Origin of the sequence: Microbispora corallina (assembly GCF_016863035.1) — a bacterium.
In the GTDB taxonomy this organism is placed as follows: Bacteria; Actinomycetota; Actinomycetes; order Streptosporangiales; family Streptosporangiaceae; genus Microbispora; species Microbispora corallina.
The window spans coordinates 100,398-126,987 of sequence record NZ_BOOC01000006.1 but is presented as its reverse complement, the minus strand read 5'-3'; the positions used below and the strand labels follow the sequence as shown (position 1 = coordinate 126,987).

The 26,590-nt window shown below is 70.8% G+C and carries 28 protein-coding genes and 1 pseudogene; 11 read left to right on the top strand and 18 right to left on the bottom strand.

Features of this window, described 5'->3' with window-relative positions; genetic code table 11:
- Positions 1-10 precede the first annotated feature (10 nt).
- The gene (locus tag Mco01_RS10705; protein ID WP_275410481.1) at positions 11-541 is read right to left on the bottom strand and encodes a GNAT family N-acetyltransferase; all 531 of its coding nucleotides are present in this window, start codon (positions 539-541) and stop codon (positions 11-13) included.
- A gap of 131 nt (positions 542-672) precedes the next feature.
- Between Mco01_RS10705 and Mco01_RS10700 the strand changes: the two genes are divergently transcribed.
- Positions 673-1,470 carry an alpha/beta fold hydrolase gene (locus Mco01_RS10700; RefSeq protein ID WP_204056721.1) on the top strand — a complete coding sequence of 266 codons (798 nt, stop codon included), beginning with the start codon at positions 673-675 and terminating at the stop codon, positions 1,468-1,470.
- A 304-nt stretch (positions 1,471-1,774) separates the two neighbouring features.
- On the opposite strand, the gene Mco01_RS39765 is transcribed toward Mco01_RS10700, so the two are convergent.
- The gene (locus tag Mco01_RS39765; protein ID WP_204056720.1) at positions 1,775-1,912 is read right to left on the bottom strand and encodes a hypothetical protein; all 138 of its coding nucleotides are present in this window, start codon (positions 1,910-1,912) and stop codon (positions 1,775-1,777) included.
- A 352-nt stretch (positions 1,913-2,264) separates the two neighbouring features.
- On the opposite strand from Mco01_RS39765, the gene Mco01_RS10690 reads away from it, so the two are divergent.
- Positions 2,265-2,879 carry a DJ-1/PfpI family protein gene (locus Mco01_RS10690; protein ID WP_204056719.1) on the top strand — a complete coding sequence of 205 codons (615 nt, stop codon included), beginning with the start codon at positions 2,265-2,267 and terminating at the stop codon, positions 2,877-2,879.
- 194 nt (positions 2,880-3,073) lie between these two features.
- Positions 3,074-3,493, top strand: a complete 420-nt coding sequence (locus tag Mco01_RS10685; RefSeq protein ID WP_204056718.1) for a hypothetical protein — start codon at positions 3,074-3,076, stop codon at positions 3,491-3,493.
- Between the two features lie 244 nt (positions 3,494-3,737).
- Here Mco01_RS10685 and Mco01_RS10680 read toward each other — a convergent pair whose 3' ends face one another.
- On the bottom strand, positions 3,738-4,079 hold the full coding sequence (locus Mco01_RS10680) for a DUF6221 family protein (RefSeq protein WP_204056717.1): 342 nt from the start codon (positions 4,077-4,079) through the stop codon (positions 3,738-3,740).
- A gap of 299 nt (positions 4,080-4,378) precedes the next feature.
- Between Mco01_RS10680 and Mco01_RS10675 the strand changes: the two genes are divergently transcribed.
- Complete coding sequence (locus Mco01_RS10675) at positions 4,379-4,714, top strand: STAS domain-containing protein (RefSeq protein ID WP_204056716.1); 336 nt, start codon at positions 4,379-4,381, stop codon at positions 4,712-4,714.
- Here Mco01_RS10675 and Mco01_RS10670 read toward each other — a convergent pair.
- The 5 genes from Mco01_RS10670 to Mco01_RS10650 all read right to left on the bottom strand — a co-directional run bounded on the left by Mco01_RS10670 (position 4,696) and on the right by Mco01_RS10650 (position 7,736).
- Positions 4,696-5,100 (bottom strand): hypothetical protein, encoded by a 405-nt coding sequence (locus Mco01_RS10670; RefSeq protein WP_204056715.1) that lies wholly within the window; start codon positions 5,098-5,100, stop codon positions 4,696-4,698. The two genes, Mco01_RS10675 and Mco01_RS10670, sit on opposite strands and share 19 nt — an antisense overlap.
- 341 nt (positions 5,101-5,441) lie before the next feature.
- Positions 5,442-5,858: a hypothetical protein gene (locus Mco01_RS10665; RefSeq protein WP_204056714.1), complete on the bottom strand. Its 417-nt coding sequence runs from the start codon at positions 5,856-5,858 to the stop codon at positions 5,442-5,444.
- Positions 5,859-6,004: 146 nt separating this feature from the next.
- A complete protein-coding gene (locus Mco01_RS10660; protein WP_204056713.1) occupies positions 6,005-6,172 on the bottom strand; it encodes a DUF397 domain-containing protein in 168 nt (55 codons plus the stop codon).
- A gap of 20 nt (positions 6,173-6,192) precedes the next feature.
- Positions 6,193-7,416, bottom strand: coding sequence for a PAS domain-containing sensor histidine kinase (locus tag Mco01_RS10655; RefSeq protein WP_204056712.1), 1,224 nt, complete (start codon positions 7,414-7,416; stop codon positions 6,193-6,195).
- A gap of 113 nt (positions 7,417-7,529) precedes the next feature.
- Positions 7,530-7,736, bottom strand: coding sequence for a hypothetical protein (locus Mco01_RS10650; protein WP_204056711.1), 207 nt, complete (start codon positions 7,734-7,736; stop codon positions 7,530-7,532).
- Between the two features lie 450 nt (positions 7,737-8,186).
- On the opposite strand from Mco01_RS10650, the gene Mco01_RS10645 reads away from it, so the two are divergent.
- Together Mco01_RS10645 and Mco01_RS10640 are read left to right on the top strand one after the other, a co-directional pair.
- On the top strand, positions 8,187-8,705 hold the full coding sequence (locus tag Mco01_RS10645) for a DUF6789 family protein (protein ID WP_204056710.1): 519 nt from the start codon (positions 8,187-8,189) through the stop codon (positions 8,703-8,705).
- A 193-nt stretch (positions 8,706-8,898) separates the two neighbouring features.
- Positions 8,899-10,254 carry a HAMP domain-containing sensor histidine kinase gene (locus Mco01_RS10640; RefSeq protein WP_204056709.1) on the top strand — a complete coding sequence of 452 codons (1,356 nt, stop codon included), beginning with the start codon at positions 8,899-8,901 and terminating at the stop codon, positions 10,252-10,254.
- 46 nt (positions 10,255-10,300) lie between these two features.
- Here the strand turns inward: Mco01_RS10640 and egtD are convergent, their stop codons facing one another.
- From egtD to Mco01_RS10620, 4 genes are read right to left on the bottom strand one after another with little or no spacing between them, the layout of a single operon-like run.
- Positions 10,301-11,275, bottom strand: coding sequence for an L-histidine N(alpha)-methyltransferase (gene egtD / locus Mco01_RS10635; RefSeq protein ID WP_204056708.1), 975 nt, complete (start codon positions 11,273-11,275; stop codon positions 10,301-10,303).
- A 10-nt stretch (positions 11,276-11,285) separates the two neighbouring features.
- On the bottom strand, positions 11,286-11,993 hold the full coding sequence (gene egtC / locus Mco01_RS10630; protein WP_204056707.1) for an ergothioneine biosynthesis protein EgtC: 708 nt from the start codon (positions 11,991-11,993) through the stop codon (positions 11,286-11,288).
- A complete protein-coding gene (gene egtB, locus Mco01_RS10625; RefSeq protein WP_239103501.1) occupies positions 11,994-13,298 on the bottom strand; it encodes an ergothioneine biosynthesis protein EgtB in 1,305 nt (434 codons plus the stop codon).
- Positions 13,295-14,419 carry a glutamate-cysteine ligase family protein gene (locus Mco01_RS10620; protein WP_204056706.1) on the bottom strand — a complete coding sequence of 375 codons (1,125 nt, stop codon included), beginning with the start codon at positions 14,417-14,419 and terminating at the stop codon, positions 13,295-13,297. The genes egtB and Mco01_RS10620 overlap by 4 nt, the downstream gene beginning before the upstream one ends.
- Before the next feature lie 354 nt (positions 14,420-14,773).
- Between Mco01_RS10620 and dapD the strand changes: the two genes are divergently transcribed.
- Positions 14,774-15,742, top strand: coding sequence for a 2,3,4,5-tetrahydropyridine-2,6-dicarboxylate N-succinyltransferase (gene dapD / locus Mco01_RS10615; protein ID WP_204056705.1), 969 nt, complete (start codon positions 14,774-14,776; stop codon positions 15,740-15,742).
- A gap of 104 nt (positions 15,743-15,846) precedes the next feature.
- Positions 15,847-16,026: a hypothetical protein gene (locus tag Mco01_RS10610; RefSeq protein ID WP_036331658.1), complete on the top strand. Its 180-nt coding sequence runs from the start codon at positions 15,847-15,849 to the stop codon at positions 16,024-16,026.
- Positions 16,027-16,195: 169 nt separating this feature from the next.
- On the opposite strand, the gene Mco01_RS10605 is transcribed toward Mco01_RS10610, so the two are convergent.
- Positions 16,196-18,043 carry a glycoside hydrolase family 6 protein gene (locus Mco01_RS10605; protein WP_204056704.1) on the bottom strand — a complete coding sequence of 616 codons (1,848 nt, stop codon included), beginning with the start codon at positions 18,041-18,043 and terminating at the stop codon, positions 16,196-16,198.
- Between the two features lie 429 nt (positions 18,044-18,472).
- Between Mco01_RS10605 and Mco01_RS10600 the strand changes: the two genes are divergently transcribed.
- Complete coding sequence (locus Mco01_RS10600; protein ID WP_036332126.1) at positions 18,473-19,450, top strand: malate dehydrogenase; 978 nt, start codon at positions 18,473-18,475, stop codon at positions 19,448-19,450.
- A 204-nt stretch (positions 19,451-19,654) separates the two neighbouring features.
- Positions 19,655-20,713, top strand: a complete 1,059-nt coding sequence (locus Mco01_RS39040; RefSeq protein WP_239103500.1) for a TolB family protein — start codon at positions 19,655-19,657, stop codon at positions 20,711-20,713.
- Positions 20,714-20,776: 63 nt separating this feature from the next.
- On the opposite strand, the pseudogene Mco01_RS40170 reads toward Mco01_RS39040, so the two are convergent.
- The 5 genes and pseudogenes from Mco01_RS40170 to Mco01_RS10570 form a co-directional block, all read right to left on the bottom strand.
- Positions 20,777-21,166: pseudogene (locus tag Mco01_RS40170) on the bottom strand (DUF998 domain-containing protein); the annotation flags it as partial.
- A 165-nt stretch (positions 21,167-21,331) separates the two neighbouring features.
- Positions 21,332-23,008, bottom strand: coding sequence for an alpha-amylase family protein (locus Mco01_RS10585; protein WP_239103498.1), 1,677 nt, complete (start codon positions 23,006-23,008; stop codon positions 21,332-21,334).
- Between the two features lie 140 nt (positions 23,009-23,148).
- Entirely contained in the window at positions 23,149-23,352 is a 204-nt protein-coding gene (locus tag Mco01_RS10580) for a cold-shock protein (protein WP_036332125.1), read from the bottom strand.
- A gap of 324 nt (positions 23,353-23,676) precedes the next feature.
- On the bottom strand, positions 23,677-24,570 hold the full coding sequence (locus Mco01_RS10575) for a phosphotransferase enzyme family protein (protein ID WP_204056782.1): 894 nt from the start codon (positions 24,568-24,570) through the stop codon (positions 23,677-23,679).
- 19 nt (positions 24,571-24,589) lie between these two features.
- A complete protein-coding gene (locus Mco01_RS10570) occupies positions 24,590-26,068 on the bottom strand; it encodes an NsdA family TPR-like regulatory protein (protein ID WP_239103497.1) in 1,479 nt (492 codons plus the stop codon).
- A 222-nt stretch (positions 26,069-26,290) separates the two neighbouring features.
- On the opposite strand from Mco01_RS10570, the gene Mco01_RS10565 reads away from it, so the two are divergent.
- Positions 26,291-26,575, top strand: coding sequence for a hypothetical protein (locus tag Mco01_RS10565; RefSeq protein ID WP_036331652.1), 285 nt, complete (start codon positions 26,291-26,293; stop codon positions 26,573-26,575).
- The last annotated feature ends 15 nt before the right edge of the window (positions 26,576-26,590 follow it).

Below are 26,590 nucleotides of genomic sequence, written 5' to 3'. Positions count from 1 at the left end.
CCGCACAACGTCAGGTCCTCGCATCACGGGCGATCCGGTACAGCACGTTCCGGCGCAGTGGTCCTGCGGGCACTGTGGGATCGTCGAAGTCGTCGCCTGGATCCCGGGTCATCCCGATCCGGCGCATCACCGCTTGGGACCGGAGGTTGGTGGCGGTCGTCACCGCAAGGATTTCCGGGAGTTCGAGAGTCTCAAAGCCGAAGGTCAGGCCGGCCAGGGCCGCCTCTGTAGCGTAACCGTGGCCCCATGCTGAGCGGGCGAGTCGCCAGCCGATCTCCACCCCCGTGAACGGCATGCCGTCATCCACCTTGTCCAGGCCTGCGAAGCCGATGAACTCGCCGGTGGCAAGCAGTTCGACCGCCCACCACCCGTAGCCTCGCTGATCGAACTCGCTCTGGAACCGCGACACGGAGGAATCGCTCTGTTCGCGGGTAAGCAGGTCGCCCAAGTACTCCCGGACCTCAGGATCGGCGTTCATCGCCGCCCACGGTTCGAGGTCGGAATCTCGCCATCGGCGAAGAACCAACCGATCGGTACGCATTTCAGACATGCTGCGCAGCCAACACGAACCATGGCCCCCGAGGCAATCGGGTTTCCTCGGTAGCGCGGCCGCGCCGCCTGTCCGCTGTTTCTGCGTAGGCTTTCCGGCATCGAGCACGAGTGGGGGTTCCCATGCGCGGCGAACGGCTGAACAACGGTCTGTCCGTGGTGACCGCCGGGGACGGCCCGCCCTTGGTGTTCCTGCCCGGTCTCGGCCAGGGCGCCGACCTGTCGAAGGAGGTACCCCGCTCGCTGGCCAGGTCGGTCCGCGCCGTCGCGCTCGGGTCCGGCCGTACGGCGCACCTGATCTGCCGTCCCGTGGACATGCGCTCTGGCACCACCATCGCCGAACTGGCCGGATGGCACGCCCTCGCGCTCCGGGAGCGGTTCGGGAAGCCGGTCGACGTCATGGGTGTCTCCGGTGGAGGGATCACCGCCCTCCAGCTCGCGATGGACCACGCCGACGTCGTGCACCGCCTGGTCGTCAGCGTCGCCGCGAGCCGGGTCAGCGACCGGGGACGACGTGACCTGCTGCGCGGCGTCGAGCTGGAACGTCGGGGACAGTCCTCCGCGTGGATCGGCAGCGGCCTCGTGGCGCACGGCCCGCTGCGCCTGGTCGTGGCGGCCCTCTACGCGCGGGGCGGCGGCGATGAGCGGGCCCCCGGCGAGGTCGCGCTCATCGAGGCCGTCCAGGACTGGGATGTGACGGAACGGCTCGGCGAGATCGCCGCACCCACGCTCGTCGTCGGCGGCACCCGCGACCCGCTCATCCCACCCGAGCTCGCCCGAGCGACCGCGCGCGGCATCCCGGACGCCCGCCTCCTCCTGCTCCGCGGCCGAGGACACGCGACGACTCTGCTCGACCCCCGCGCCATGCGGGCCACGAAAGCCTTCCTCGACGAACCGGGCACCGCGAACCCGACCCCCTGACCGACGACGCCCGTCATTCGTCCCGGGGTCTCCCTTCCAGAGTGATCTAGAAAACCTGCCCTGACCTGCGGAAACGTCGCGGTTGATCGTGGGCATATGGATCACCATGCTCGGGTCGAGCAGCGAGCCGCCGTGCATGAGGGGGTCGAGGTGGTCGAGCGACCAGGACTGCGGGTCGGGCCAGCGCACCTCGGGGTAGACGGGGTGGCGGCACCGGCAGCAGGTCCACCCGTCGGGTCGTGCCTTGACCTGGGTGATGAGGCGGCGATAGGCGTGACCGCCGCGCCCCTTGCTCGCCATCAGATCACGGCGCCTTCTTGTCCCTGTCGATCAGCAGGTGGTAGGCCAGCCCGGCGAGGAAGCCCAGGCGTGGGATCGGACATACCGGGTGGCTGAGCTGGAGGAGCCGTACAGCGAGGAGCTGCGACTGGTGGACCGGCAACCGGGCCGGCCTGTCGGTCGAGGAGCTGACCGTCCGGCACTGGAAGGTCCGAGCGGTGGGGCCGGCCAGGTCCGGGGTGATGGAACTCGTGCACTGCCAGGGCCGGTGGCGCGTGATCGGGGTGTGGACTGACCCCGGATACGCGAAAGCCCGGCCTGCGCCGGGCTATCGGTCTCCCGCTGGGAATATGATGGCCAGACCACCAGGTGAAGAACATGCCTAAGCTCCCAGCGACTCCAGTCGCCGTTGGAGCCACCCACTCCCAAGCCATTACCCCAGTATGGAGTTAGCCGCACTCGTCGCCCCGAAGTGCGAGACTTGTACTAGCTGAACATGCATGGGGAGAGTCATCTTGCAGGTCGCGGTCGTCACATTTGACGGGTTCAACGAGCTCGACAGCTTTATCGCGTCTGGGCTGATCAATCGCGCGCGCGTGCAAGGCGCAGGCGTGACCGCATATATCACGTCGCCGGTGCCCGTTGTGACCTCGATGAATGGCGTGGAGGTGGCCTGTCAGCGGCCGCTGGACTTCGTGACGGAGGCCGACGTCGTCCTCCTTGGCAGTGGCATCAAGACGCGTGATGTCGTCGCCGATGACACGCTCCTGGCGAGTCTGCCGCTCGACCCCGCACGCCAGTTGATCGGTTCGCAGTGCTCCGGAGCCCTGGTGCTGGCACGCCTTGGTCTCCTTGCCGGGCAGCCTGCCTGCACCGACACCATCACTCGGCCTTGGCTTGAGGAGCAGGGGGTGACGGTACTGGACACGCCATTCCATGCGGAGGGTCCGATCGCGACCGCCGGGGGCTGCCTGGCATCCGTATACCTGGCAGCGTGGACGCTGCTCCACACGGTCGGCGAGACCGCCGCCGCGACCGCGATTGAGTATGCAGCACCGGTGGGCGAGAAGCAGGAGATCGTTCAGCGCGTTATGTCCACAGTAGGTGCGGTCGAAGCAGCACTGCGCTGACTGGGGGAGGTGCGCGGCGCCTGAGGATCAGGGCCCTGGACCTCAGGGGTGCGGCCCTCGCGCGCCGGCTTCTTGCGAGCTCGGCAAAGAGATCCCGAAGCCCGCGAGTCGTCCGTGCTCCCGGGGTATACGGATGCCTACCAGGATATCTCCCTCACCCCGTGAGGGTGGGCGCTCAGGAAGCGGACAGACACATGGCAGGCCCGACATGCGAACACGGTCGTACGCGATGCTCCCCCCTCGCTCGTCGGACCGCTCCCCCGGCCGCCTCCTCATCCGCCTCGTTCGCCCTCCTGCTCGTCTGGGCCGTCGTCACCCTCGCCACCGTCGCCCGCCCGGCCTACGCCAGCGCGGCGGTCTCCGCGTTTCCGCCGCACCGGCCCTCGCCCGGAGGCGGCTCGGCCAATGTCAACACCGGAAAGGCGTCTGGGAACCGGAACCTCGCCCAGGTCGGCAGCCCTACGGTGGTGCGGGGCGACCAGGGCGAGTTCCTCGGCGTCATGGTGCAGACGAGCACCCAGGACGGTTCCTGCCGCAGGCACGTCGAAAGGTGCGCCATCGAACTCGACACCTGGCTGCACCGGTCATCCCGGGGCGAACGGCACCGACGGTGAGACCGTCGATAGCTCGACGGCGTCGCGGAGGAACTGGCGCCCGTTGAGCACGACGGCGTCGATCTCCCAGACTCGACGCCGACCCACCGTTACGCCCAGGCAGGACAGGTAACGGCAGGTCTGCCGGCTCGTATCCGGCCATCAGGAGATCGGGAGATCGGGGCCCCTCGCCTCCTCGGAGTTCCTCACCTGGAGAGGGTCTGCGTCGCGGGATGGAGCTCGAAGCCGAGCTGGCTGTACAGCTCTAACTGATCGAAGTATTCACGATGCGTGGAGATCTTGCCGTTCTCGGCAAAGATCGAGCAAGTAGCGCGGACAGTGATGTGCCGTCCCGTACGTAGCGCTTGGCTTCCACCTCACGCAGCACGCGGGCCGGGTCGTGACGAGTGAGATGGGCCACGAGAGCCTCGTCGAGGTACCCGTAAACGTCCGACAGGGATGGCCCGGGATGCGCACTGTGGTTCTCGTTGTAGAGCCCGGTGTCGCTCCCATGCCAGCGCATCCCTCCGGCCGCGGCGGCTGCCGCCCGGGCGGTCTGCTCTTCCTCGTCGAGGCGGGCATGGAGGAACGTAATCAGGTCAGTCACGGCCGATCACCCGCCCTCGCGATCGCGCCGATCCAACCGGTCCTGGCGCCGATGGCGACGTCGGCCAGGGCCACCAGGTCCATGACCTTCGTGGTGCCGTTCAGCCGGAGCACCTCGACCGCGTCAGCCAGGAGCCGGACGGGCTCCCCAGGGGGCGGTCCCCGTAGATCGGGTTCGTCACTGCTCCTCCATGGGTGGTTGCGGTACCAATCCGGGGCTACTGTGGTTTTACCGGTGACTTGTCCCTGCCCGACTTGGGCGTGTAGACGACTTCTCTCGCATCGGGATCGGAAGCCGGTATGACTGCTCTGTCAGTCACCATCACGCACGGATCCACCCGGACCATCCTCACCCTCGACGGCGAGCTCGACATGGTCTCAAGCGCCCGCCTGACCGACACGATCGACGCTGCCCTGCAGGGCGGTCGACAGCATCTCGTGGTGGACGTCGCCAACCTCACCTTCTGCGATACATCCGGCATCTGGGCTCTGCTGCGGGCGGAGCGGACCGTCAGTGCCGCGGGCGGCACACTGGAACTCGCCAACGTCCGGGGCATCCTCAAGCGTGTCCTCGACCTCACCGGAGCCGCGAGGGCCTTTCGCATCAACACTGCCGGTCAGCCGGCCTCTCCGTAATAGATCGTCCGTCCGTCAGCCCAGACCAGCATGGCCGAGCCGTCGAGCCGGTTCTTGGCGATGCGGCCGCGCGGCCGCTCCCCCGTCTCGTCCTCGCACCGGGGGTTCGAGCAGCGCACCCGGCCGGAGTCCTGTGCGATCCGCAGGCTGAACGTCTTGCAGTACGGGCACGCCGGCGGGAGCGCGCCCTTCGGGACGTGGATCGGGATCCACTTCTCCGACTCGCCGATGTCGCGGACCTCGCGGGCCTGCCGAACCCACCGGTCGAGCTCGGCCCGAGCTCGCCGCGCGACGTCGTCGGGGACGCCATGGGCCAGGCGCACGACGGAGTCGAGCGCGGCCGCGGTGTTCGCGTCCGACCCGCCCCGCTGCGCGTCCCCCTTCACGACCCGGCGGACCGTACGGCCACCGCGCTCCCCGGTGGACTCGTACCGCAGCCGCAACCGCGTGTGGCCGGTCAGGTGGTACCGCAGGTCGCCCTCCAGCTCGCGGACGCCGGGCGTGGATCGTCAGCAGCAGCGGCCCGGCCTCGGCATGCCACGGGGCCGGCGAGCCGGTCACCTTGTGGGCCTGCGTCGACCCCTTGGTGGCGTCCTCGACCGGCTCGGGGAGGAGGTCCTCGAGTTGGGCGATGAGCGGCCGGAGCTCGCCGACCAGAAGGGTGACCTCCTCGGCCGGGGTCATGACCACTTCACCGCCCGCCACGCGGCATATCCGATCCTCGTAGTTAGGAGGCGAGCAGGTCGAAGTGGAAGCCGATGATGAGCCCTGCCAGGGACAGGATCCGTACGGCCGTGGCGAAGCTCGGTTTGCTGAAGAGCCATCCGAGGAGTCTGGGCCCGAGCATCATGGCTGCTGCTGGGATCCCTAGGAGGACAAGGAGGACGAGCAGCGGCAGTCCGGGGAAGTGCCAGGGTGTGTTCAGTGGTACATGCATGATGCGCAGTGTCACTGCGATGATCGCGAAGACTAGCCCCATGATGAGGTAGTTGAAGATGAGGGGAGTTTTGGTCTCCAGGGGCTCGTCGACGTTCGTGAGCCAGCGTCCGTAGCGGCTGATCCGGTCGGGCCCGACGATGTCGACAAGTACGGCGAAGGCGCTGATGAAGGCGAGGATCTTGCCGGCTCGTCCGACCCAGATCATGGGGATGCCGTAGAGGGTGTGGCCGATCGTGGATTGGCCGTCCAGCCAGAGGCTCCATGCGTCGAGGAGTCCGAGGTTGGTCGTGAGCGGAGAGTACGGCGCCGACAGCGGGCCGGGTAGCGGTCGTACAGTCGTCCGCGCTCGGCTCAGACATCGAACTCGCCGTCCTTCACACCGCCGATGAACGCGTCCCACTCCCCCGGGGTGAACACCAGGACGGGCCCGGCCTCGTCCTTGCTGTTCCGCACGCCGACGTCGCCGCCGGGCAGCAGCGCGACCTCGACACACTTGTTCGCGCTGGCACAGCGCTTCACACCCCTCTAAGCACCGTCTGCTACTCGGCAGTGAGCGGGAGGCGGAGGACGAAGCGGGCGCCGGTGGGGTGGTCGGCGGCGTACAGGTCACCGCCGTGGACCCGGGCGATTTCCCGGGCGATGGGCAGGCCGAGCCCGGAGCCGCCGGGGTCCTTGTGACGGGCATCGTCCAGGCGGCAGAGCCGTTCGAAGATTTTTTCGCGGTCGGCTGGGGCGACGCCGGGACCGTCGTCGATGACTTCAAGCACCGCATGGGGCGGGTCCGCGGCGACGACGACCTCGATTGTCGTGGTGGTATGCCGTTCGGCGTTGGCCATCAGGTTGCCCAGAAGCCGGGCCAGCCGGATCCTGCAGGCGGTCACCACGACCTCTGAATCGATCCGGGCGTGGACGGAAGCGGTCATGCGACGGCGTTCCAGCTCCTCCACGACGAAGCGGCCCAGGTCGATCAGCTCGACTTCGGCGTCGGGAGCCGCGGTGTCCAGGCGGGCGAGTTCGAGCAGATCGGCCACGATCTCGTTGAGCCGCTCGGCGTCCCGCAGCAATTTGGACAAAGTCTCATGCGTGTCGATGTCGGGCTCTAAGAGCGCGACCTCCAGTTCGGTCAGGAGCGCGGTGATCGGGTTGCGCAGGTCGTGGGAGGCGTCGAAGACGAACCGCCGCTCCCGTTCGATGGCCTCCCTCAGCGCCGCCATGGCATGGCGTTGTTGTCCGGCTGTCTGTTTGAGCCGTTCGTTGAGGTGGTGGAGCTCCTGGGCGCGGGCGTAGACGTTGGTCGTCATCGCCTCCAGCGCCGTCCGGGTGTCGATCACGCCGTCTTCGCCGCGCCCCCGTAGCTGCCGGAGGAAATCGGTGACTTCCTCGACAGCGTGAATGATCAGTTTCACTTCGCCGTCCGGGCCGAGGACGGGCGCGGTGACCGCGCTCCAGTACCGCTCCTCGAGCACCCCCGGCCGGCCGGGCACCTCGACGTCGTACCTCTGCATGGGCAGAACGTTCTGCCGGCCGGAGGCCGCCACCCGCTCCAGCGAAGCACGCATCCCATGCGCGGCGGGATCATTGGGAGCGCCTGGATTGTCAGGGAAGGCGGTGAAGGCCAGTTGGCCGAGCACCTCAGCCCGGGTCCGATGCATCACACTCAGAAAGGCGTCGTTGACGGCCACGATGACGAAGTCCGGCGTCAGTACCGCCGACGGGACAACGATGGCGTTGAACACCGCCTCGAAGTCGACTTCTGAGTCCATGACCCCACCTCGCTGCCAGATAGTACCTGGTCAGCGGGGCGATCAGGCGCGAGCGTGATCCGCAGCGTCCGGGCCGGTAGCGGCGTGGCTTCTCCTCCCCCGGACCTACGGAATCATGTCTTGATCTCCGCTTGCTTGAGCCCACCGGCCATCAGGAACACGACGACGGGGAGGACGACGCTCGGCACCACGATGGAGATCGTCTGGACCGCCGCCTCGGCGGCACTCAGGTGGTGCAGGTGGAGATTGTGAAACACCGAGTGCGGTACGGCGAACACGAACAGCGCGGCCGCGCAGGTACGGACCAACACCGGGGTCACCTGATCGCGGCCACCACGAAGCCCACGGTCATTCCGAGATTCATGAAGCCGTAGTCCCGTACCAGGTGTTCGCTGTACGGCGGCAGCATCGCCACCCAGCCCGTGTCAGGAGGGCAGGGGGCCGTGCTGATAGAAGGACATCGGCGCGAACCCGGCCCATACACCGAGCGTGGCTGTCAACGAGGCGAGCACGACGACGAGCGCTCGTGTCCAGGCCCTCATCGCCGCCCCCGATCCGAAGCGCTGCGGTTTCCCGAGCGCCCCCTGCCCGAACGGTCGATCGGTGAGCAGGAGGCGCGTGAGCGGAAGCGGACGCGTCCCGTCGTCACCGGAGTCGGGTCAGCCGGTTTTCCGGCATCTGCCATGGTCAACGGGCTGACTGTGATTGTTTGCCGAGAACGGAGCAGTCCGGAGGCGGCCGGGACGGCCGGGGTGGGAAAAGGCATCATCATGATGCGCAACCTGGTGAACGGCGCCGTCGGCGGCGCGCTGGCGACGGCCGTGTACAGCGCCGTGCTGATGGCTGGGGAGAAGGCCGGCCTGCTGGAGGAGCGGCCGCCCAGGAGGTTCGTGCGCTCGATGCTCCCCGGCCGGCGTGGCGCCGGGCCCGCCGAGAGCGTGCTCGCCACGATCGCGCACTACGCGTTCGGCGCCGCGTGCGGGTCGGCCTTCGGGCTGCTGTCCGCCGGGCAGCGCGTCCCCCTCCCCATGGGCGCCGCGTACGGCCTGGCGGTCTGGTACCTGGGCTATCAGGGGATGGCGCCGAGCGTGGGCGCCTTCCCGCCGGCCACCGAGGACCGGGCGGGCCGCCAGGCCACGCTGCTGGCCGGCCACCTGGTCTGGGGCGTCTCGCTCGCCCTCGCGGTCAACCGCCTCCGCTTCGAGAAGGCGCCTCTCACGACGCCCCCGGTCCGCACCCGGCGGCTGCACGCCCCGAAGATCCCCGTCCACCAGACCGCCGCCTCCTGACCGAGGCGAACGTAATGCGAAGGTCGATCGTCGGTCTGTTTTGCGGCTGATTCCACCCCCCTTACTGTCATGTCGATTTCCATAACCCCAAACGGTCAATAGTGTTTTACCAGGGCATTTCCATGGAGACCGTGAGGGGGTACGGGTGAGGCTGCGGCCGTTACGACGCCTCGTGTGCCCACGCTCGCTCCAGATGCGGGCGGCGTTGAGCAGTGCCCTGGCGTCCCTCGCCGTCTTCACGGTGCTCGGAATCGCCTTCGACCTCGGCGTGCGCAACAAGGTCGAGACGCACCTCTACCTGGAGGCCCAGCGAGCGGCGACCGACTGGCTGGCGAGCATGCGGCCGGGGGACGTCCCGCGCCCCACCCCCATGTCCAGGGTGGACCTCCTCCAGCTCGTGGACTCCCGGAACCGGGTCGTGGTGTCGAGCACGGCGGCGGCCAACCGGCCGGCCCTGACCGCTCCCCTGCCGCCTCCCGAGGACCGCATCCAGTACCGCACCGAGTGCAGCCCGGACGGCGGCTGCGTCGTGCTCGTCGCGCTGCGGGTGCTCCCCTTCCAAACCGGGCTGATCTGGGGCGGCGAGACCCACGCCGTGTACGCGGGACGCGCGCAGCCGGCCATACTGGCGACGCACCGGCTGGAGCTCGGCACGGCGGCGGGCGTGCTGCTGGCCGCCGGCCTCTGGGGCTGGGGGAACTGGTACCGGACCGGCCGTACGCTCCGACCGGTCGCCGAGATCCGCGCGAAGATGTCGGAGATCACGGTGAGCGACCTCAGCATGCGGGTCCCCCAGCCGTCCGGGTGCGACGAGATCGCGGAGCTCGCGAGGACCGCGAACCAGACCCTCGCCCGGCTGGAGACCGCCGTCGGCCAGCAGCGCCTGTTCGCCTCGGTGGTCTCGCACGAGCTCAAGTCGCCGCTGACGGGCCTGCGCGCCAGCCTGGAGGAGGCGCTGCTCTACCGGGACGAGGTGGACCCCCACGAGACGATCGAGGCGGCGCTGGAGACCACCGACCGGTTCAAGGCGATCATCGACGACATCCTGATGCTCGCCCACCTGCGGACGGCGGAGCCGGTGAAGCCGGAGCCCGTCGACCTCGGCCTGCTCGTCGAGCAGGAGACCGCGCGGACCCGCGGCGTCCCGGTTCTCGCCGACGCCGCGCCGGACCTCACCGTCCTCGGCAACCGGATCCAGCTCGTCGGGGCGCTGACCAACCTCATCGTCAACGCCCAGCGGCACGCCCGCAGCGTCGTACGGGTGACGGTCGAGCAGGACGGCGGCGAGGCCGTGGTGACCGTGCTGGACGACGGCGACGGCATCGCGCTCGAGGACCGCGAGCGGGTCTTCGAGCCGTTCGTCCGCCTCCAGGACGGGCGGCGGCGCGATCCCAAGGGCACGGGGCTGGGCCTGGCCATCTCCCGGGCCGTCGCGGGGGCGCACGAGGGGACCCTCCGGGTGGAGGACTCCCCCCGCGGCGCCCGGTTCGTGTTGCGCCTGCCACTGTGCCGCGCCGCGCGCCAGGTCCAGAAGGAGCCCGCCGCCTGACGCCGTCGACGGTCCGCCCCTGACGCGGCTCACACCTCGTGACGGGTCAGGAGGACGAGGGCCGGAGCCCGGCCAGCGTGAGGCCGAAGTCGCCGGCCGTGTCGGTGAAGAAGCGCAAGACCGTGAACCCGGCCCGATCCAGCTCGTCCGCGATCCCCTCGGGGCGGAACTTGGCGCTGATCTCGGTGCGCATCTCCTCGCCGTCCTCGAACGACACCGGCAGGCCGAGCGCGCGGATCGTGACGCGCATGGGCCGGGTGGCCCGCAGGCGCATCTCGATCCACTCGTGGTCCTCGTCGTAGAGCGCGACGTGGGCGAAGGCGTCCGGCTCGAAGTCGGCGTCGAGCTCCCGGTTCACGACGTGGAGGACGTTGCGGTTGAAGGCGGCGGTGACGCCCTGGGCGTCGTCGTACGCGGCCACCAGCCGCCGGGGGTCCTTGACGAGGTCTGTGCCGAGGAGCAGGGTGTCCCCCGGCCTGAGGGTGGACCGCAGCTCCTTCAGGAACACCTCGCGGGCGGCGGGCGGCAGGTTCCCGATCGTGCCGCCGAGGAAGGCCACCATGCGCCGTCCGGTCCGGGGCAGCAGCGACAGGTGCCGCTCGAAGTCGGCGCGGACCGGCCGTACGCCGAGGTCCGGGTAGCGGACCGCGAGCCGCGTGGCGGCTGCCTCCAGCGTGACCGCGTCCACGTCGACGGGCGTGTAGGTCCGCAGCGTGCCGGCGGCGGCGAGCGCGTCGAGCAGGAGCACGGTCTTCTCGCTGGTGCCCGAGCCCAGCTCGACCAGCGTGTCGGCCCCGCCGGCGGCGGCGACGTCGACGGCGTGGCGGCGCAGGATCTCCAGCTCGCGCCTGGTCGGGTAGTACTCCACCAGGCGGGTGATGCGGGAGAACAGCTCGCTGCCGGCCGCGTCGTAGAACCATTTCGGCGGCAGCCACTTGGGCGACGCGGTGAGGCCGGTGCGGACGTCCTGCTCCAGTGACTGCCGCAGATACGCGTCGTCGAGGTGGTCGGTCACGGCCATGGGTCGCTCCTCAGTCGATGGGTGTGATGAGCACGCCGTCGGGAGACGCGAGCAGAAGGGTGCGGTCGGGCACGGCCTGCCAGCCGGGCCGGTCGTCGAGCGGCTCGCTGGCGACCAGCACCCCTTCGTCGAGATGTGTGAACAGGGTGTCGCCCCAGGCCACGGCGGCGATCTCCGTCCCTCCCGTGACGAGCAGGTTGAGCCGGGCCGGCGGGTCCTCGACGGCGGCGTGCCTGACCACGACGGTCAGGGCGTCGCCGAGCGGGGCGCCCGCGCGGAGCCGGGCGAACACGGCGGAGGCGAGCCACGCGGAGTCGCACAGGCTCTCCGGGTCGCCGGCCAGGGCCCGCACCGCCTCCCGGCGGACCCGGCCGTTGTGGCTGAGCAGCCAGGGCCCGTCGGCGAACGGCGCGGTCGCGGTCTCCTCGATCGGCATGCCCACCGTTGCCGACCGCACCGCGGCCATCAGGCAGGTCGAGCGCGCGACCGAGGCCAGGCCGGGCAGGTTGGCGTCGGCCCAGATCGGGACGGTCCTGCGGTAGCGGACCGGCTCCCCGCGCGACCCGTCGTACCAGCCGATGCCGAAGCCGTCGGCGTTGACCGTCCCGTACCGCTGCATGCGCGGGGCGTACGACTGCCGCATCAGGCCGTGCTCCGGTTCGCCGACCAGCCAGGACACGGCCCTGGACGGGCCGAGCCACGCCGCGTGGCGGCACATCTAGGACTCCGAGCGGGCGCAGCGGAACCCGGAGAAGATCTGCCGGCGGATCGGGTGGTCCCAGTTGCGGAACGTCGTCCGCACGGCAGAGGGGTGCGTGGCCCACGAGCCGCCGCGCAGCACCCGGTAGGTCTCGCCGAAGAAGACCTCGCTGTACTCCTTGTACGGGAAGCTCCGGTACCCGGGATAGGGCTGGAACCACGAGTCGGTCCACTCCCAGACGTCCCCGACGAGCTGCTCCACGCCGTACGGGCTGGCGCCGCCGGGGTAGGCCCCGACCGGGGCGGGCCGGGCGGCGTGGTGGCCGAGGTTGGCCTGCTCGAGGCCGGGCTGGGCGTCGCCCCACGGGTAGAGGCGGCCGCCGCACGCCTTCTCCCACTCGGCCTCGGTCGGCAGCCGCTTGCCCGCCCACCGGGCGTACGCGTCGGCCTCGTACCAGGAGACGTGCTGCACGGGCTCGTCCTCGGGCACCTGCTCCTCCCGGCCGAACCGGATCCGCCACCACTCGCCGCCGTCCTTGGTCCAGAACAGCGGCGCCTCGACCCCGGCCCGCTCGACCCACTCCCATCCCCTGGGCACCCACCATTGGGGGTCGCGGTAGCCGCCGTCCTCGACGAACGCGGCGTACGCGCCGTTGGTCACCGGGTAGCGGTCGATCCAGTAGTCCGGCAGGTGCACCCGGTACGCCGGGCGCTCGTTGTCGTACGCCCAGGGAACCGTGCCGGTGCCCATGGTGAAGACGCCGCCGGGAATGTGGACCTCCGGGGCGGCCGACAGGTTCGGCGACCGGCCGGGCGGCAGCGCGCCGTCCCGCACGAGCCCGGGCTGCCGCGACAGCTGGAGCGTCGCCAGCATGGTCTCGTCGTGCTGGTGCTCGTGCTGGAGGACCAGGCCGAAGACGAAGCCGCCGGCGCGCAGCGGGTCGGAGTCGTCCAGGTCCACCGCGTCGAGCACGTCGAGGACCCGGCCGCGCACGCCCGAGATGTACCTGCGGGCCTCGTCCGGGGCGAGCATCGGAAGCGACGGCCGGTCCTTGCGGGGGGTCTTGAAGGCGTCGTAGATGTCGTCGATCTCGGGGCGCAGCGGGGTGACGCCGCCCACCTCGCGCAGGACCCACAGCTCCTCGTAGTTGCCGACGTGGGCGAGGTCCCACACGAGGGGCGACATCAGCGGCGAGTGCTGGCGCAGCAGGGTCTCGTCGTCGGCGTCGGTGTAGGCCAGGGACCGGTCCCGTACGGCCGCCAGCTCGGCGGCGATCCTCTCCTTCAGGGCGGTCACGTCACGCAGGTCGTTGAGGTCGGTCACGCGATCATCTCCTCCATCAGGTCGACGGCCGGGGAACGGCCGGATTCGATGTGGCGCGAGGCGAAGGCGGAGACCCGGGCGGTCAGCCACGGCTCGGCCCCCAGCCGGGGCAGGGCCTCGGCGGCCGCCCGGAAGCACGCGCACGCTGCTCGCCGCAGGCCCGGGTCGGACAGCCCGAGCCGGGCGGCGTCCTCCCACCGGTGGCTGACCGCCGCCGCCTCCTCCAGCGCCGCGGCGGCCGCCCTGTCGTCGGTGACGAGGGCGTGTACGACGGCGGCGCAGACGGGCCAGTCGTCGGGCCCCTGGGCGTCGAGGTACCGGATCTCCAGCCACCCCCGGGGCCGTACGGGCGGGAAGAGGGTCGTGGCGTGGTAGGCGAGGTCGTCCTCCGAAGGCGGCCGCCCGGCCACCCGGGCGAACTCGCGGAAGGTCGCGCCGTCGAGGACGGGCCGCAGGCCGTCGGCGTCGCGGACGACCATGAGGCGGGCGTCGAGGAGGTAGCGCGCCCACTCGGCGGCGGGGTCGCCGCCGGCGGCGACGGATGCGGTCCTGGAGGGGTCGAGACGGGCCCAGACGGCCTGGCGGCCGGACATCCACCCGCCGGCCGGGGAGTTGGCGAAGGCCGCGACCAGCGCGGGGCCGAGGGCGTGGGCGCGGCCCCACCGGACGGCGGGGGCGTCGCCGAGGTCGACGTTCAGCTGGACCGACGCGGTCGAGCACATCATCGTGAGCCCGTGCGGCTCGCCGAGGACGGCCGCCATCGCGTCGTACCGCGGCTCGTGTAACTGCCGCGCCGGCGGGCGCAGCGGGTCGAGACCGGTCGCGCCGAGCCGTAATCCCGCCGCCTCCAGCGCCGTCCGCACGGCCTCGACGTCGGCGACGAGCCGCGCGACGGCGACGGGCAGCACCGCGGGCGGCGCGGACAGCTCCAGCTGACCGCCCGGCTCGAACGTGATTTTGCTGCCGCCGGGGAGCGCGGGCAGGGCGCGGGTGGTCCTGGCGATGGGCACAGGACGCTCCGGCTCCTCCGCGTCGAAGACCAGGAACTCCAGCTCAACGCCCAGCCGATCCGCCGTGTCCCCCCGGAAACACCTGTGCGCGTACGCCTGAACGTCGGTCATTCGCCCTCCATCGGCGTCGACGCGGACGACTGCTCCGCCGGAAACCGCCGGGCCGGGACCTCCCCCCGCCGAGGGCACAGGCGCGGCCTCGTCACATCGCGGCCGGGGCGACCACGGGTCCCCCGCTCCGCATCGAGGCGCAACGCCTGGCCGGCTCCCGGTGCGGGCGAGGTCCACGGGACGGCCGTGCCGGGATGAGGTTCTCCCCCGGATCCGCATGTTTAACCCGTAGCCCGTAGATACCTACCTTCTAGGCATGAAAGCTGGACATTCGGCCCTTCGGCGCCGGAGCCCCGTCCTCGCGGGCGGACGACCCCGGAGCCGACCGGCCGGATGCCGGTAGCGTTGGGGGACATGACAGCTATGGATCCCATCGCCTCCGGCGCGCACGGCGTCGGCCTGGCCACGATCGCCGCCGACGGCACCGTTCTGGACACCTGGTTCCCCTCTCCCGAGCTGGGCGAGCCCCCGGCGGCGGGCACCGAGCGGCTGGACCCGGCCGGTCTCGACCCGGACCTCGCGGCGCTGACCGGCCCGGACCCGGCCCGGGGCGTCGAGGTGGTCGCGGTCCGGACGGGCATCGCCCGGCTGTCCGACCCGCCGGCCGACGCGCACGACGTGTACCTGCGGCTGCACCTGCTGTCGGCCCGGCTGATCCGGCCGCACGAGGCCAGCCTCGACGGGATCTTCGGGCTGCTGGCCAACGTCGTGTGGACCAACTACGGGCCCTGCCCGGTGGAGGGCTTCGAGCGGACGCGGCTGCGCCTGCGCGCCCGCGGCCCGGTGACCGTGTACGGCGTGGACAAGTTCCCCCGGATGACCGACTACGTGCTGCCCACCGGCGTGCGCGTCGCGGACGCCGACCGGGTGCGGCTCGGCGCCCACCTCGCGAGCGGCACCACGGTCATGCACGAGGGCTTCGTGAACTACAACGCCGGCACGCTCGGCGCGTCGATGGTCGAGGGCCGCATCTCGGCCGGCGTCGTCGTCGGCGACGGCTCGGACGTCGGGGGCGGCGCGTCGATCATGGGAACGCTCTCCGGCGGCGGCAAGGAGGTCATCTCGATCGGCGAGCGCTGCCTGCTGGGCGCCAACTCGGGCATCGGGATCTCGCTGGGCGACGACTGCGTGGTGGAGGCCGGCCTGTACGTCACGGCGGGGACCAAGGTCACCCTCCCGGACGGGGACGTCGTGAAGGCCAAGGAGCTGTCCGGCAAGTCGGGCCTGCTGCTGCGCCGCAACTCGACGACCGGCGCCGTGGAGGCCGTGCCGCGCGGCGGCCGGGGCATCGAGCTCAACGCCGCCCTGCACGCCAACGACTGACCCGCGGCACGGCCCCCGGCCCGCCCCTGAGATGACCCTGAGTCGGCCCTGAACTTGGCCTTCGGCCCTGGGATCGGCGGGCGGGCGGCCCGTACCGTGAAGGCATGGGACGCATTCTCCTCATCGCAGCACTCGTCGTCGTCGGGTTCTTCGTCCTCGGCTCCGTGATCGGGCTCATCTTCGGCGCGCTGAAGTGGCTCCTCATCATCGGCGCCCTGGCACTGATCGTGTCGGTCGTCCTCAAGCTCACCCGCTCGGGCGGCCGCTCCGACCACTACGCGTGATCCGCCGCCTGGAGGCCGAGCCTCCAGGCCCGGCCGCCGCCCCGGGCAGACGCCCGGCGGGCGGACCGCACCGCGCACCGCAGCGCATCCGTCAGGGACAGCGAAGGGCCCCGCCGCCGGGATCGGCGACGGGGCCCTCTTACGGTCGCTCACCGACCGCCCTCACGGGTTACGAGAGGGGCGGGTAGGCGTTCTGCATGAGCTGCTGGAACTGGGTGGAGAACCACTGGCCCGACAGCGGGGCGTTCGCCAGGGCACCCGTCGGGTTGTTGCCGTTCAGGCTGTTGCCGCCGTACGTCGGGTCGCACATGCGGTCGAAGCCCTTGCCCTCGTCGTTCGGGATCTGCGAGCTGGCGCCGTCGGACTCGCCCGGAGGCTTGATCCAGACGTAGGCGTCGAAGCCGGCGGCCGGGCTGGCCGTGGGCCGCACGCCCATGCCCGCACCGGACTGGTTGCACCAGTTGCCGGCGTGGACGCGGCGGTCGATCTTCGACTCGTTGACGAACGTGTTCACGTCCGTCGAGGTGCTGGCCTTGGTCGGCCGCGCGCTGCCGCCCCAGCCGTTGCGGGAGGTGTCGATCAGCATGCCCAGGCCGGAGCGGAAGCCCTTGGCCACCAGCGCGCTGCGCAGGGCGCTCGCGAAGCTCTGCTCGTCGACGTAGTAGTTCCAGTCGACCCACTTCGACTGCCGCACCGACTGGCCGTTCACGGTCGTGTTGATCGTGAAGTACGGCTCGGTCGTGGCGGAGTAGTTCGCGGTGTTGACGATGAAGCCGTCGACGCTGTCCACGCCCGCAGTCGTGCCGGACGCGACCTGGTAGAAGAGGTTCACGCTCGGGTTGAAGTTAGAGTCCCAGCCCAGCCACGCGTGGTGGGCGGCGTCCACGTAGGTGTAGACGTTCTTGATCGCGTGCAGCTTGTTCAGCGCGTACTGGACGCCCTGGACGTAGGCGCCGCTCGACTGCGCCTCCTGGCACTTGGCGAAGCTGTTCACGTTCGTGACCAGGTTCGGCAGGGAGTCCGGCTCGACGATCGTGATGATCCGCAGACCCGAGTACTTCGAGTTGGACATGATCGACGCGATCGGGTCGATGTACTGCGTCTTGTACTTGTTGAGGCCGTCCTGCGCGACCAGCAGCTCACCGTTGGAGGCGAGCGCCGAGCAGTCGCGGTTGGGCAGGTCGTAGATGACGAACTCGACCGTGAGCGGCGTCGAGCCGTTGGCCGCGTCCTGCTTGACCGCCTCGTCCAGGTGGGCCTGCAGACCCATGGCGCCGTTCGCTCCCGCGATCGCGGCGATCCGGTCCAGCCACACGGCCGTGGAGGTGTGGGAGACGCGCGAGCCGCCCGGCTCCGCGGCGGCCCTGGTCGACCACTCGGGGTTCACGTAGCCGTCGGCCCCCGCGTAGGGGTTGTCCACGTGGGTCCCGGGCTGCGGCGTCGGCGTGAGGGTCGGCGTCGGCGTCGGGGTGGGCGTGGGGGTCGGCGTCGGCGTGGGAGTCGGCGTCGGGGTGGGCGTGGGGGTCGGCGTCGGCGTCGGGGTGGGGGTCGGCGTCGGCGTCGGCGTGGGGGACTGCGTGGGGCCGTTGCAGGAGACGCCGTTGATCTTGAAGTTGGTCGGCGTGGGGTTGCTGCTGGTCCAGGTGCCGTTGAAGCCGATGTTGGTCGTGGCGCCGTTGGCCAGGGACTTGTTCCAGTCGAGGCTGGCGGCGGTCACGGCGCTGCCGGACTGGCTCCAGGTGGCCGACCAGCCCTGGGCGACCTTCTGGCCGCTGTCGGGGAAGGTGAACGTGAGCGTCCAGCCGTTGATGGGGTCGCCCAGGTTCTGGATGCTCAGGTTGGCGGACATGCCGCCCTGCCACTGGCTGGCGGCGTAGGTGACTTTGCACGCGACCGCGGCGCTCGCCGAAGTGGCGGCGGCCACGGCCATCGTGGAACCGAGCGCGAGCACGGCCGCCGCGACCATGCCGCGGCGCACCGTGGAGCGCGCGGCTCCGGGTCGGGGGGTGGATCTCATTGCGAAGGTCCTCCTGGCGATGACGGGTGCGCTTGGGAGCGCTCCCACAGACCATAGGCACGGCCCTCACCGCCGTACAGCGCCCGGTCAAGGGGGGCGGCGCGGCAATCGTCCGGCGGGGCTCCCACGCGGCCCGCGAGCAGGGAATCCGTCCATGTGTTACAGACGGAGTCCCCCGGGTGTTTCGTGAAAGTTTCACCACAGGCCGTTCACGAGGGACTTCACGGGCCCTGCGAGGGTCTCTCGAAGGCCCTCGGACGGCCCTTCCCGCCCGGTCCCCGACGCCCCCGGCGGGGTCCCTGGGCGAACCGTGGACGAGCCGTTGACGGAACGTGTACGGCCGACGCGGGCGACCGTGACCTGCTCACGGGAGGATCGGTCCCGGCGGGTAACATCCGTGAGTCACACATATCGCGAATGGGGATCGTCATGACCGTCAAAGTGACCGTCACCGGCGCGGCCGGCCAGATCGGTTACGCGCTGCTCTTCCGCATCGCCTCGGGCCAGCTCCTGGGGGCCGACACCCCCGTCTCGCTGAGCCTCCTCGAGATCCCGCAGGCCGTGAAGGCGGCCGAGGGCACCGCGATGGAGCTCGACGACTGCGCGTTCCCGCTGCTGCGGGGCATCGAGATCTCCGACGACCCGGCCCGCGCCTTCGACGGCGCGAACGTCGCGCTGCTGGTCGGCGCCCGCCCCCGCACCGCGGGGATGGAGCGCGGCGACCTGCTGGAGGCGAACGGCGGCATCTTCGGCCCCCAGGGCAAGGCCATCAACGACCACGCGGCCGACGACATCCGCGTCCTGGTCGTGGGCAACCCGGCCAACACCAACGCCCTCATCGCGCAGTCCGCCGCCCCCGACGTCCCGGCCGAGCGCTTCACCGCGATGACCCGTCTCGACCACAACCGCGCGCTCTCGCAACTCGCGGCCAAGCTCCGCGTGCCGGTCACCGAGATCAGGAAGCTGACGATCTGGGGCAACCACTCGGCCACGCAGTACCCCGACCTCTTCCACGCCGAGGTCGGCGGCAAGATCGCCGCCGAGCAGGTCGAGGAGGAGTGGCTGCGGGACACCTTCATCCCGACCGTCGCCAAGCGCGGCGCCGCGATCATCGAGGCCCGGGGCGCGTCCTCGGCGGCCTCGGCCGCCAACGCGGCCATCGACCACGTGCACGACTGGGTGAACGGCACGCCCGAGGGCGACTGGACCTCCGCGGCCCTGCCGTCCGACGGCTCGTACGGCGTGCCGGAGGGCCTCATCTCCTCCTTCCCCGTCGTCTCCCGCGGCGGCCGCTGGGAGATCGTGCAGGGGCTGGAGATCGACTCCTTCTCCCGCCAGCGCATCGACGCCTCCGTGAACGAGCTCGTCGAGGAGCGCGACGCCGTGCGGGCGCTCGGCCTCATCTGAGCCGGATCCGCGCGATCGGAAGGGACGGGTCACTCGATACCCGTCCCTTTCGCGTCTCTCGTGCCAGGGTCCGTGGACGGCGACCGGGCACGACCGGACACGGCGTGGTGCCGGACCGGCCCAGGGCGGGCGACGCGACCGGCGACGCGGGCGATGATGCCGACATGTGACCCAACCTGAGCCGCTCCCGGCGTGTCTAACCGCATGACGACACAGGAGGTCATCATGCGGCACATCACCCGGCCGGTCGCACGGGAGCTGACCGGCCTCGCCCTGGCCCTGACCCTGGCGCCCACGGCGTCCGCGGCCCTCGCGGCTCCGGCGTACGCGGGGACCGGCGAGCACGCGGCGCACATGGGCGCCCACCACATGATCCGCTACGTCTCCGTCAAGGGGTGCGCCGACAAGTCGTACGGCCAGGTCCCCTGCGGGCACTGGCGGCTCGATCTGATCGACGGCACCCACGTCTCCCTGGACGACGCCCTCGTCCACTCCCGCGACGCCAAGGGCAGGACCGAGGCCGGGGCCACGGCGCCCGTCACGGTGAGCGGGGACGGCGAGTCTGTCGCCTACTTCCGCAGGAAGGACGGGCGGGTGGTGGTCCGCGAGTTCCACGGCCCGGTCCACGTCATGCCGGCGGACGCGCTGCCGAAGGGGGTGGCGATCGACCGGGCGGCGCTGCAGCTCTCCCTGGACGGCGGGCGCCTCGCGGTCATGTACTCGGACAAGAAGGGCGGCGAGCACGCGCGGGTGTTCGCCGTGTCAGACCCCGGGAACCCCGCCACGATCTCCGGGTACGAGCAGTTCGAGGGTTTCAGCGGCGACGGCTCGGCCGTCCTCGTCAGGGACAGGACCGACGACAACACCGACGAGCTGGTCGCCTACGACGCCTCCGGACGCGAGCTGGGCCGGGTCGTCCCGCCCCAGGTCGTCTCCAACAACTCGCCGCGTGCGCTGTCCGCCGACGGCCGCACCGTCGCGGTTGTCACCGGCTCGGCCGGAAAGCCCGTCCTGAAGCTGTACGACATGGTGGCCGACCGCGTCGTCGGCTCGGTCCCCTACACGGGCAGGGGCGGCAGCCTGCCGGACATGGCCGACTGGACCGGCGACCACCAGGTCACCGTCCACGTGAACGGCGAGGGCGCGAGCGGGGCGCGCGTCACGATCCTGGAGATCGACACCCGCACCGGGGCGACGCGCGTCCGCGACTCCTACAAGGTCCGCTCGGACGCCTACGTGTACGCGTCCTGCGGCGGCGGCTGAGCGTCCCATCGCCAGCAGGGCGGCCACCTCCGACGCCACGGTCAGGCGCTGGGTCAGGCCCGCCGGCATCGCGCCGGGATCCAGGCCCAGCGCCGTCAGGGCGTACGGCACGACCACGAGCACGAGGGAGGCCAGCGCGACCGCGCTGAGCAGCCGGACCAGGCGCGACCCGGTGACCCGGGCCAGCAGGAGCCCGGCGAGCGGCATGCTCAGGAACGCGGCGAACGCCGCGTAGCGGTGGATCCCGCCGGACATCGACAGCGACACCCCCGGCCGGTCGGTGGGGAACCCGGCGACCAGCAGCAGGCACGCGCTCCACACCCCGACCAGCAGCGCGGCGCGGCGCTCCACCCGCGCCAGCCCCACCGCGACCACGGCCGATCCGGCCGCGATCGACGACAGCGACACCGGCAGCAGCCACCCGTGCGGAGCGAAGACGTACTCGCTGATCATGTCCCGCAGCGGGTCGAGCCCCGCCACCGCGTGCAGGGTCGCCATCGCCGCCACGCCCGACCAGATACCCACATATCCCAACCGCATCCCCATGGCTCATCACGATGGCCGTGGGGACGGCGGCGGCCCATCGGAGATCCACCCGAGCCGCCCCTGAGGAGACCCCTAGTCGACGTCCCCGGAGTCCGCCGGGGCCGTCTCGGGGGTGGAGGCCCGGAACCAGCGGCAACCGTACCTGCCGAGCCTGAACCTGACCTGCCCCTTGTCCGAGATCTCGATGGTCCCGTCCACGAGGAGGTCGGTCAGCACCTTCGACGAGTCGAGGCCGTCGAGGGTGAGCTCCACCTCGGTCTCGGCGTCGCTGAAGTTGTGCACGGCGACGACGGTCTCGCCGTCGGCGTCGGCCCGGTGGGCGAGGACGGAGTCCGTCCCCGGGTCGAGGACCGCGTAGTCGCCCCAGGCGAACTCGGGGCAGTCGCGGTAGTGCCGGATCAGCCGCGTGATCCACAGCATCAGGGAGTCGGGGTCGCGCTGCTGGGCGCTGACGTTGACCTTCTCCGGCCCGTACTCGCCGGACGGCATCGGGATCCGCACCTTGGCGGGGGCGGCGTCGCTGAAGCCGCCGTTGCGGTGCGGGGTCCACTGCATGGGCGTGCGGACCGCCTGGCGGCCCTCCAGCTCCAGGTTCTCCCCCATGCCGATCTCCTCCCCGTAGAAGAGCACCGGCGTGCCGGGCAGGGAGAACAGCAGGCTGTAGACCATCTTGATCTGGTCCATGTCGCCGCCGAGCATGGTCGGCAGGCGGCGCCGCAGGCCCCGGCCGTACAGCTGCATGTCCTTGTCGGGGCCGAAGGCGGCGAACACCTCCTGGCGCTCGGAGTCGCTCAGCTTGTCGAGCGTGAGCTCGTCGTGGTTGCGCACGAACGTGGCCCACTGGCAGTCCTTCGGCGGCCGGGGGCGCTCCCGCAGCGCGCCGGCGAGCGGCCGCGCGTCCTTGCGGGCGAGCGACAGGTACGTCCGCTGCATGCCGATGAAGTCGAAGCACATCGTGATCTCGTCGCCGAGGTCGTTGCCGAAGTACCGCATCAGGTCGGGGTACGGCAGGTTGACCTCGCCCAGCAGGGCCGCGCTGCCGTCCCTGCGGCTCATGAACGCCCGCAGGCAGGCGAAGAACTCGTGGGGGTCGGGGAGCTTGTCGTCACCGTTGTCGGTGACCTGCTCGACCAGGAAGGGCACGGCGTCGACCCGGAACCCCGACAGGCCCAGCTCCATCCAGAAGCCGAGGATGCGGGCGATCTCGTCCTGCACCTCGGAGTTGGCCGTGTTGAGGTCGGGCTGGAACCGGTAGAACCGGTGGAAGTAGTACTGGCCGGTCTTCTCGTCGAACTCCCACAGGCTGTCCTCCTTGTCGGGGAAGACGACGCCCTTGGGGTCGTCGGGCTCCGGCTTGTCCGACCAGATGTACCAGTCGCGGTAGCGGGAGTCCCGGCTGGACCGGGCGTCCTTGAACCACGGGTGCTCGTCGGAGGTGTGGTTGACCACCAGGTCGGCGATCACCCGGATGCCGCGGTCCCGCGCGACCCGCATGAACTCCACGAAGTCGCCGAGCGTGCCGAGCCGTGGGTCGACGCTGTAGAAGTCGGTGATGTCGTAGCCGTCGTCGCGGTCGGGCGTCGGGAAGAACGGCATGAGCCAGATGCAGGTCACGCCCATGCGGTCGAGATGGTCGATGTGCTGGATGGCGCCCCGGAAGTCGCCGATCCCGTCGCCGTTGCCGTCGGCGTAGGTCTCGATGTCGAGGCAGTACACGACCGCGTTCTTCCACCACACGTCGGAGGTCATGCTCAGTCTCATGACCCTTCCGGCTTCCCGGCAAAGGGCCGGTAAAACATGACCTGGCGGTCCGCGCCGCGCGGCGGCGCGGACCGCCAGTCGACCGCGTATGTCCTGCCGTGCCCGGACGCGGTCGCCCGGGCTCGGCCTCACAGGGGCGTGACCTGCTCGGCCTGCGGACCCTTGTCACCCTGGACGGTTACATAGCTGACGCGCTGGTTCTGGTCCAGGGACCGGTAACCGTTCGCATTGATCGCCGAGTAGTGCACGAACACGTCAGCGGTACCGTCGTCCGGAGCGATGAAACCGAAGCCCTTTTCGGCGTTGAACCACTTGACAGTGCCTTCAGACAACTGCTTCTCCTTTTTCGACCGCCACTCCGCGCCGCCGGGATCGGCGGCGCAGGGCTGCGTTAGCGGACACGACTGCGTATCCGCGTTGAACGCTGGAAGAGCAAGCACGCCCGCTGCCGGGGACATCCCCGAGTGCGCTATTGGAAAATCTCCTGAAAGACCACTGCGACACTCGCAGCCTGTACGGAGAGTACCCGGCATTAGCTCTCTGTATGCGGGCGCGGTCCGGGGGCCAGAAAAACCCCGGCGTGCCGCCGCGACACGCCGATCCCGTCATAAGTTCTCTGCCGGGATCCCGACGCCCGCGCTCGCGGGACCGTTCCCTCAGGCGGGGGCGGCCATGTACCACCGGGCGTGGCCGTCGCCGCGGGCCAGCGAGTCGAGCCGGCGCGGCAGCTCCTGCCGGGAGAACGGGTCGCCGGACGCGTTGCGGATGTGGATGCCGACCGCGTACATGTCCCTGACCTCCATCAGGGTCCCGTAGCCGGGCCACAGCCGCAGGTCGGAGCCGTACGCGCGGGCGAAGTCGTCCACGTCGGCGGCCGACAGGCCGAAGCGGCGCTGCCCGTGGTAGGTGTGCACGAGGTCCCACTCGCGGGGCCCGACCGCGACGCCGTCCCAGTCGCACAGTACGACGTGGCCGTCCTGGCAGCGCAGCAGGTTGTCGATCCAGGCGTCGCCGTGGAGCAGCACGGGCGAGCCGGTCTCCAGGTCGAGCCAGCGGCCGGTGAGCTCCTCGATGCGGTCGCTCAGCCAGGACCGCTGGCCCGTCGTGAGCACCTCGGCGCGGTCCACGGCGTGCCGCACCTCGGCGAGGGGGTCGGTGAGCCGCCGCAGGGCCATCGGCGGCACCGGCTCGCGGTGCAGGTTGCGCAGCACCCGGCCGAGCTGGCGGGTGGTCGGGCGGCCGCGGGAGCGGACGTACCGCCAGAACGTGACGGCCCGGCCGCCGTACACGATGGGCTGGTCGGGGATCTCGTCCGCGGGGCGCACGGTGGGGAACCCGCGGTCGGACAGCCACCGGGCGACGGCCAGCACGACGGGCAGCCGGGTGAGCGCGTCGGGGGCCGTCGCGATCCGCACGACCATCTCGCCGCGCAGCTTGAACACGGCGTTGCTGCGCAGCCGCATGAGCTGGGCCCCGCGGGGGTCGAGCCCGATCTGCCCGCAGACCTCGCGCAGGACCCCGAACGCCTCCTCGGCCAGCGGCCTGCCCATCGTCTTCACGGCCGCGCCTCTACGCCTTCTCCGCGACGGACACCAGACCGGCGGCGAACAGCCGCGGCGACGACTCCGCGAGCACCTGCCGCAGATGTCGTACGGCGGGCAGGCCGGGGTCGGAGTCGGCCAGCAGGGCCTTGGCGCGGGTGACGACGATCGAGGTGCGGTGCTCGGCCGGCACCTGCCGCAGGGCCTCGGCGGCGATGCGGCACGCCTCCTCGACGTCGCCGTGCCTGGCCAGGTGGCTGGCCTGGTCGAGCATGATCAGCGCGGGGTCGATCGTGTGGAACCCCGGCGGGAAGGCGTCGATGCCCTGGATCTGCTGGGCGTCCCCCAGCTCGATCAGGGTGCCGGTGCGGTAGAACATCATCCGCTTCTCGGTGAAGACGAAGGCCAGGTCGTCCTGGCTCATCCCGCGCATGCGGGCGAAGATCTGCTCGGCCTCGGCCAGGGCGATCCTGGCGGCCTTGCCGTCCCCCATCCGGGCCAGCGCCCGGGCCTCGGCCGCGGCGGCGAGGGCCGCCGGGGAGCTGGGGGCCGACCCGGCCAGCATCCGCGCCTCCCGGGCCAGCCGGACGGTCTCGTTGAGGTCGCCGTAGTAGTACAGCAGCATCGTCTGCTGGGCCCGCACCAGCGCCCGCAGCCGCAGGTCGCCCACGTCGTCGGAGGCCGCGCGGGCCGTGCCGTACCAGGCGTGCGCCTGTCGCGTGTCGCCGAGTTTCATCAGCGCGTCGGCGGCGAGCAGGGTGAGCATGGTGGTCGCGGTCAGCAGGCGGCGCTGCATCGACGACGGCTGCCGGGCGGCGCTCAGCCTCCGCACGTCGGAGATCTCCAGCATGACCCGGCAGAGCATCGGCATCGGCGGGGTCGTCATGTACTCGCGGCGGTAGCGCAGGACCTGCTCGTCGAGCCGGTCGAGCTGGTCCTCGTTGACCGAGCCGGTCGCCAGCGTCCTGTCGAGGTCGTGGCGGATCCCCTCGACCTCGGCGAAGAAGCGGCCGTTGGGGGTGCCGACCAGCATCGCCTGGTGGAACAGCGCCCGCCGCTCGGCGTCGTCGGCCGTGAGGTCGTCGGCCCTGACGGGCTCGTCCGTGTGGCCGGGACCGACCACCACGATCTTCTGGCCGCCGGCGTCCTCGCAGTAGTCGGCCGCCAGGCCGAGCCGTACGGCGTTGGCCTTGTAGAGCCGGGCCAGCAGGTCGATCGTCTGCGGCCGGGGCCGGGCCCGGTTGTTCTCCCAGGCGTTGAGCAGGTCGATGCTGGCGCGCGGCAGGCCCAGCGACTGCTGCTCGCACAGGTACTCGAGCTCCTCGATGGCCTGCCGGGCCGACCAGCCACGGCCGAGCCGGTGGGCTTTCAGCAGGCTGACGCCGCAGCATCCGTGGATCGCCTGGACCGTCTGCCAGAGCGTCCACTGCCGCGCCTCACCCTGCTCGCGCCAGCGACGAGCGCAAGAGGGTGCGTGCTCTCCACGGGCCATGTACGTGCCCTCCACCGTCGGAGTGTCGCTTTACGGTTATTTCCCCAAGGTAAACCGGCAGGCACGCAACCCCCGGATACCGTTATGCCATCGTGCCCCGGGACCCGAGGGTGTTCCACGGAATGCCGGTGAGTTCCCTGGTTATTGCACGGTTTCGCGGAATCGCCGCGATTGCCGGTAGGTCGACGCGGGTTCACCCTTTCGTGAGATAGGTCCCAACGTTCCCCGGAGGCCAGCATGCAGGTAGATCGCAGCGAGGCGATGGACCACCTGGAGCGGCTCGCCGCCCAGCTCGAGGCCCACTCGTTCCAGGTGCGGCTGACGGCGCCCGCCGGGCTCTACCCCCGCCTTCGGGTCGTCAACCCGATGGAGCCCTCGATGGCCGAGGACGTCCTCGCCTCGAACGCCAACGACGGCGAGTGGTGGTACTGGCTCTCCTGGGCCGGCCGCATCGGGCACGCCTCCGACGTCGTCACCGCCGCCGAGCGGATCGCCAGCGTCCTGCACGTCATCCGCCGCTAGGGACGCCTCCAGGCC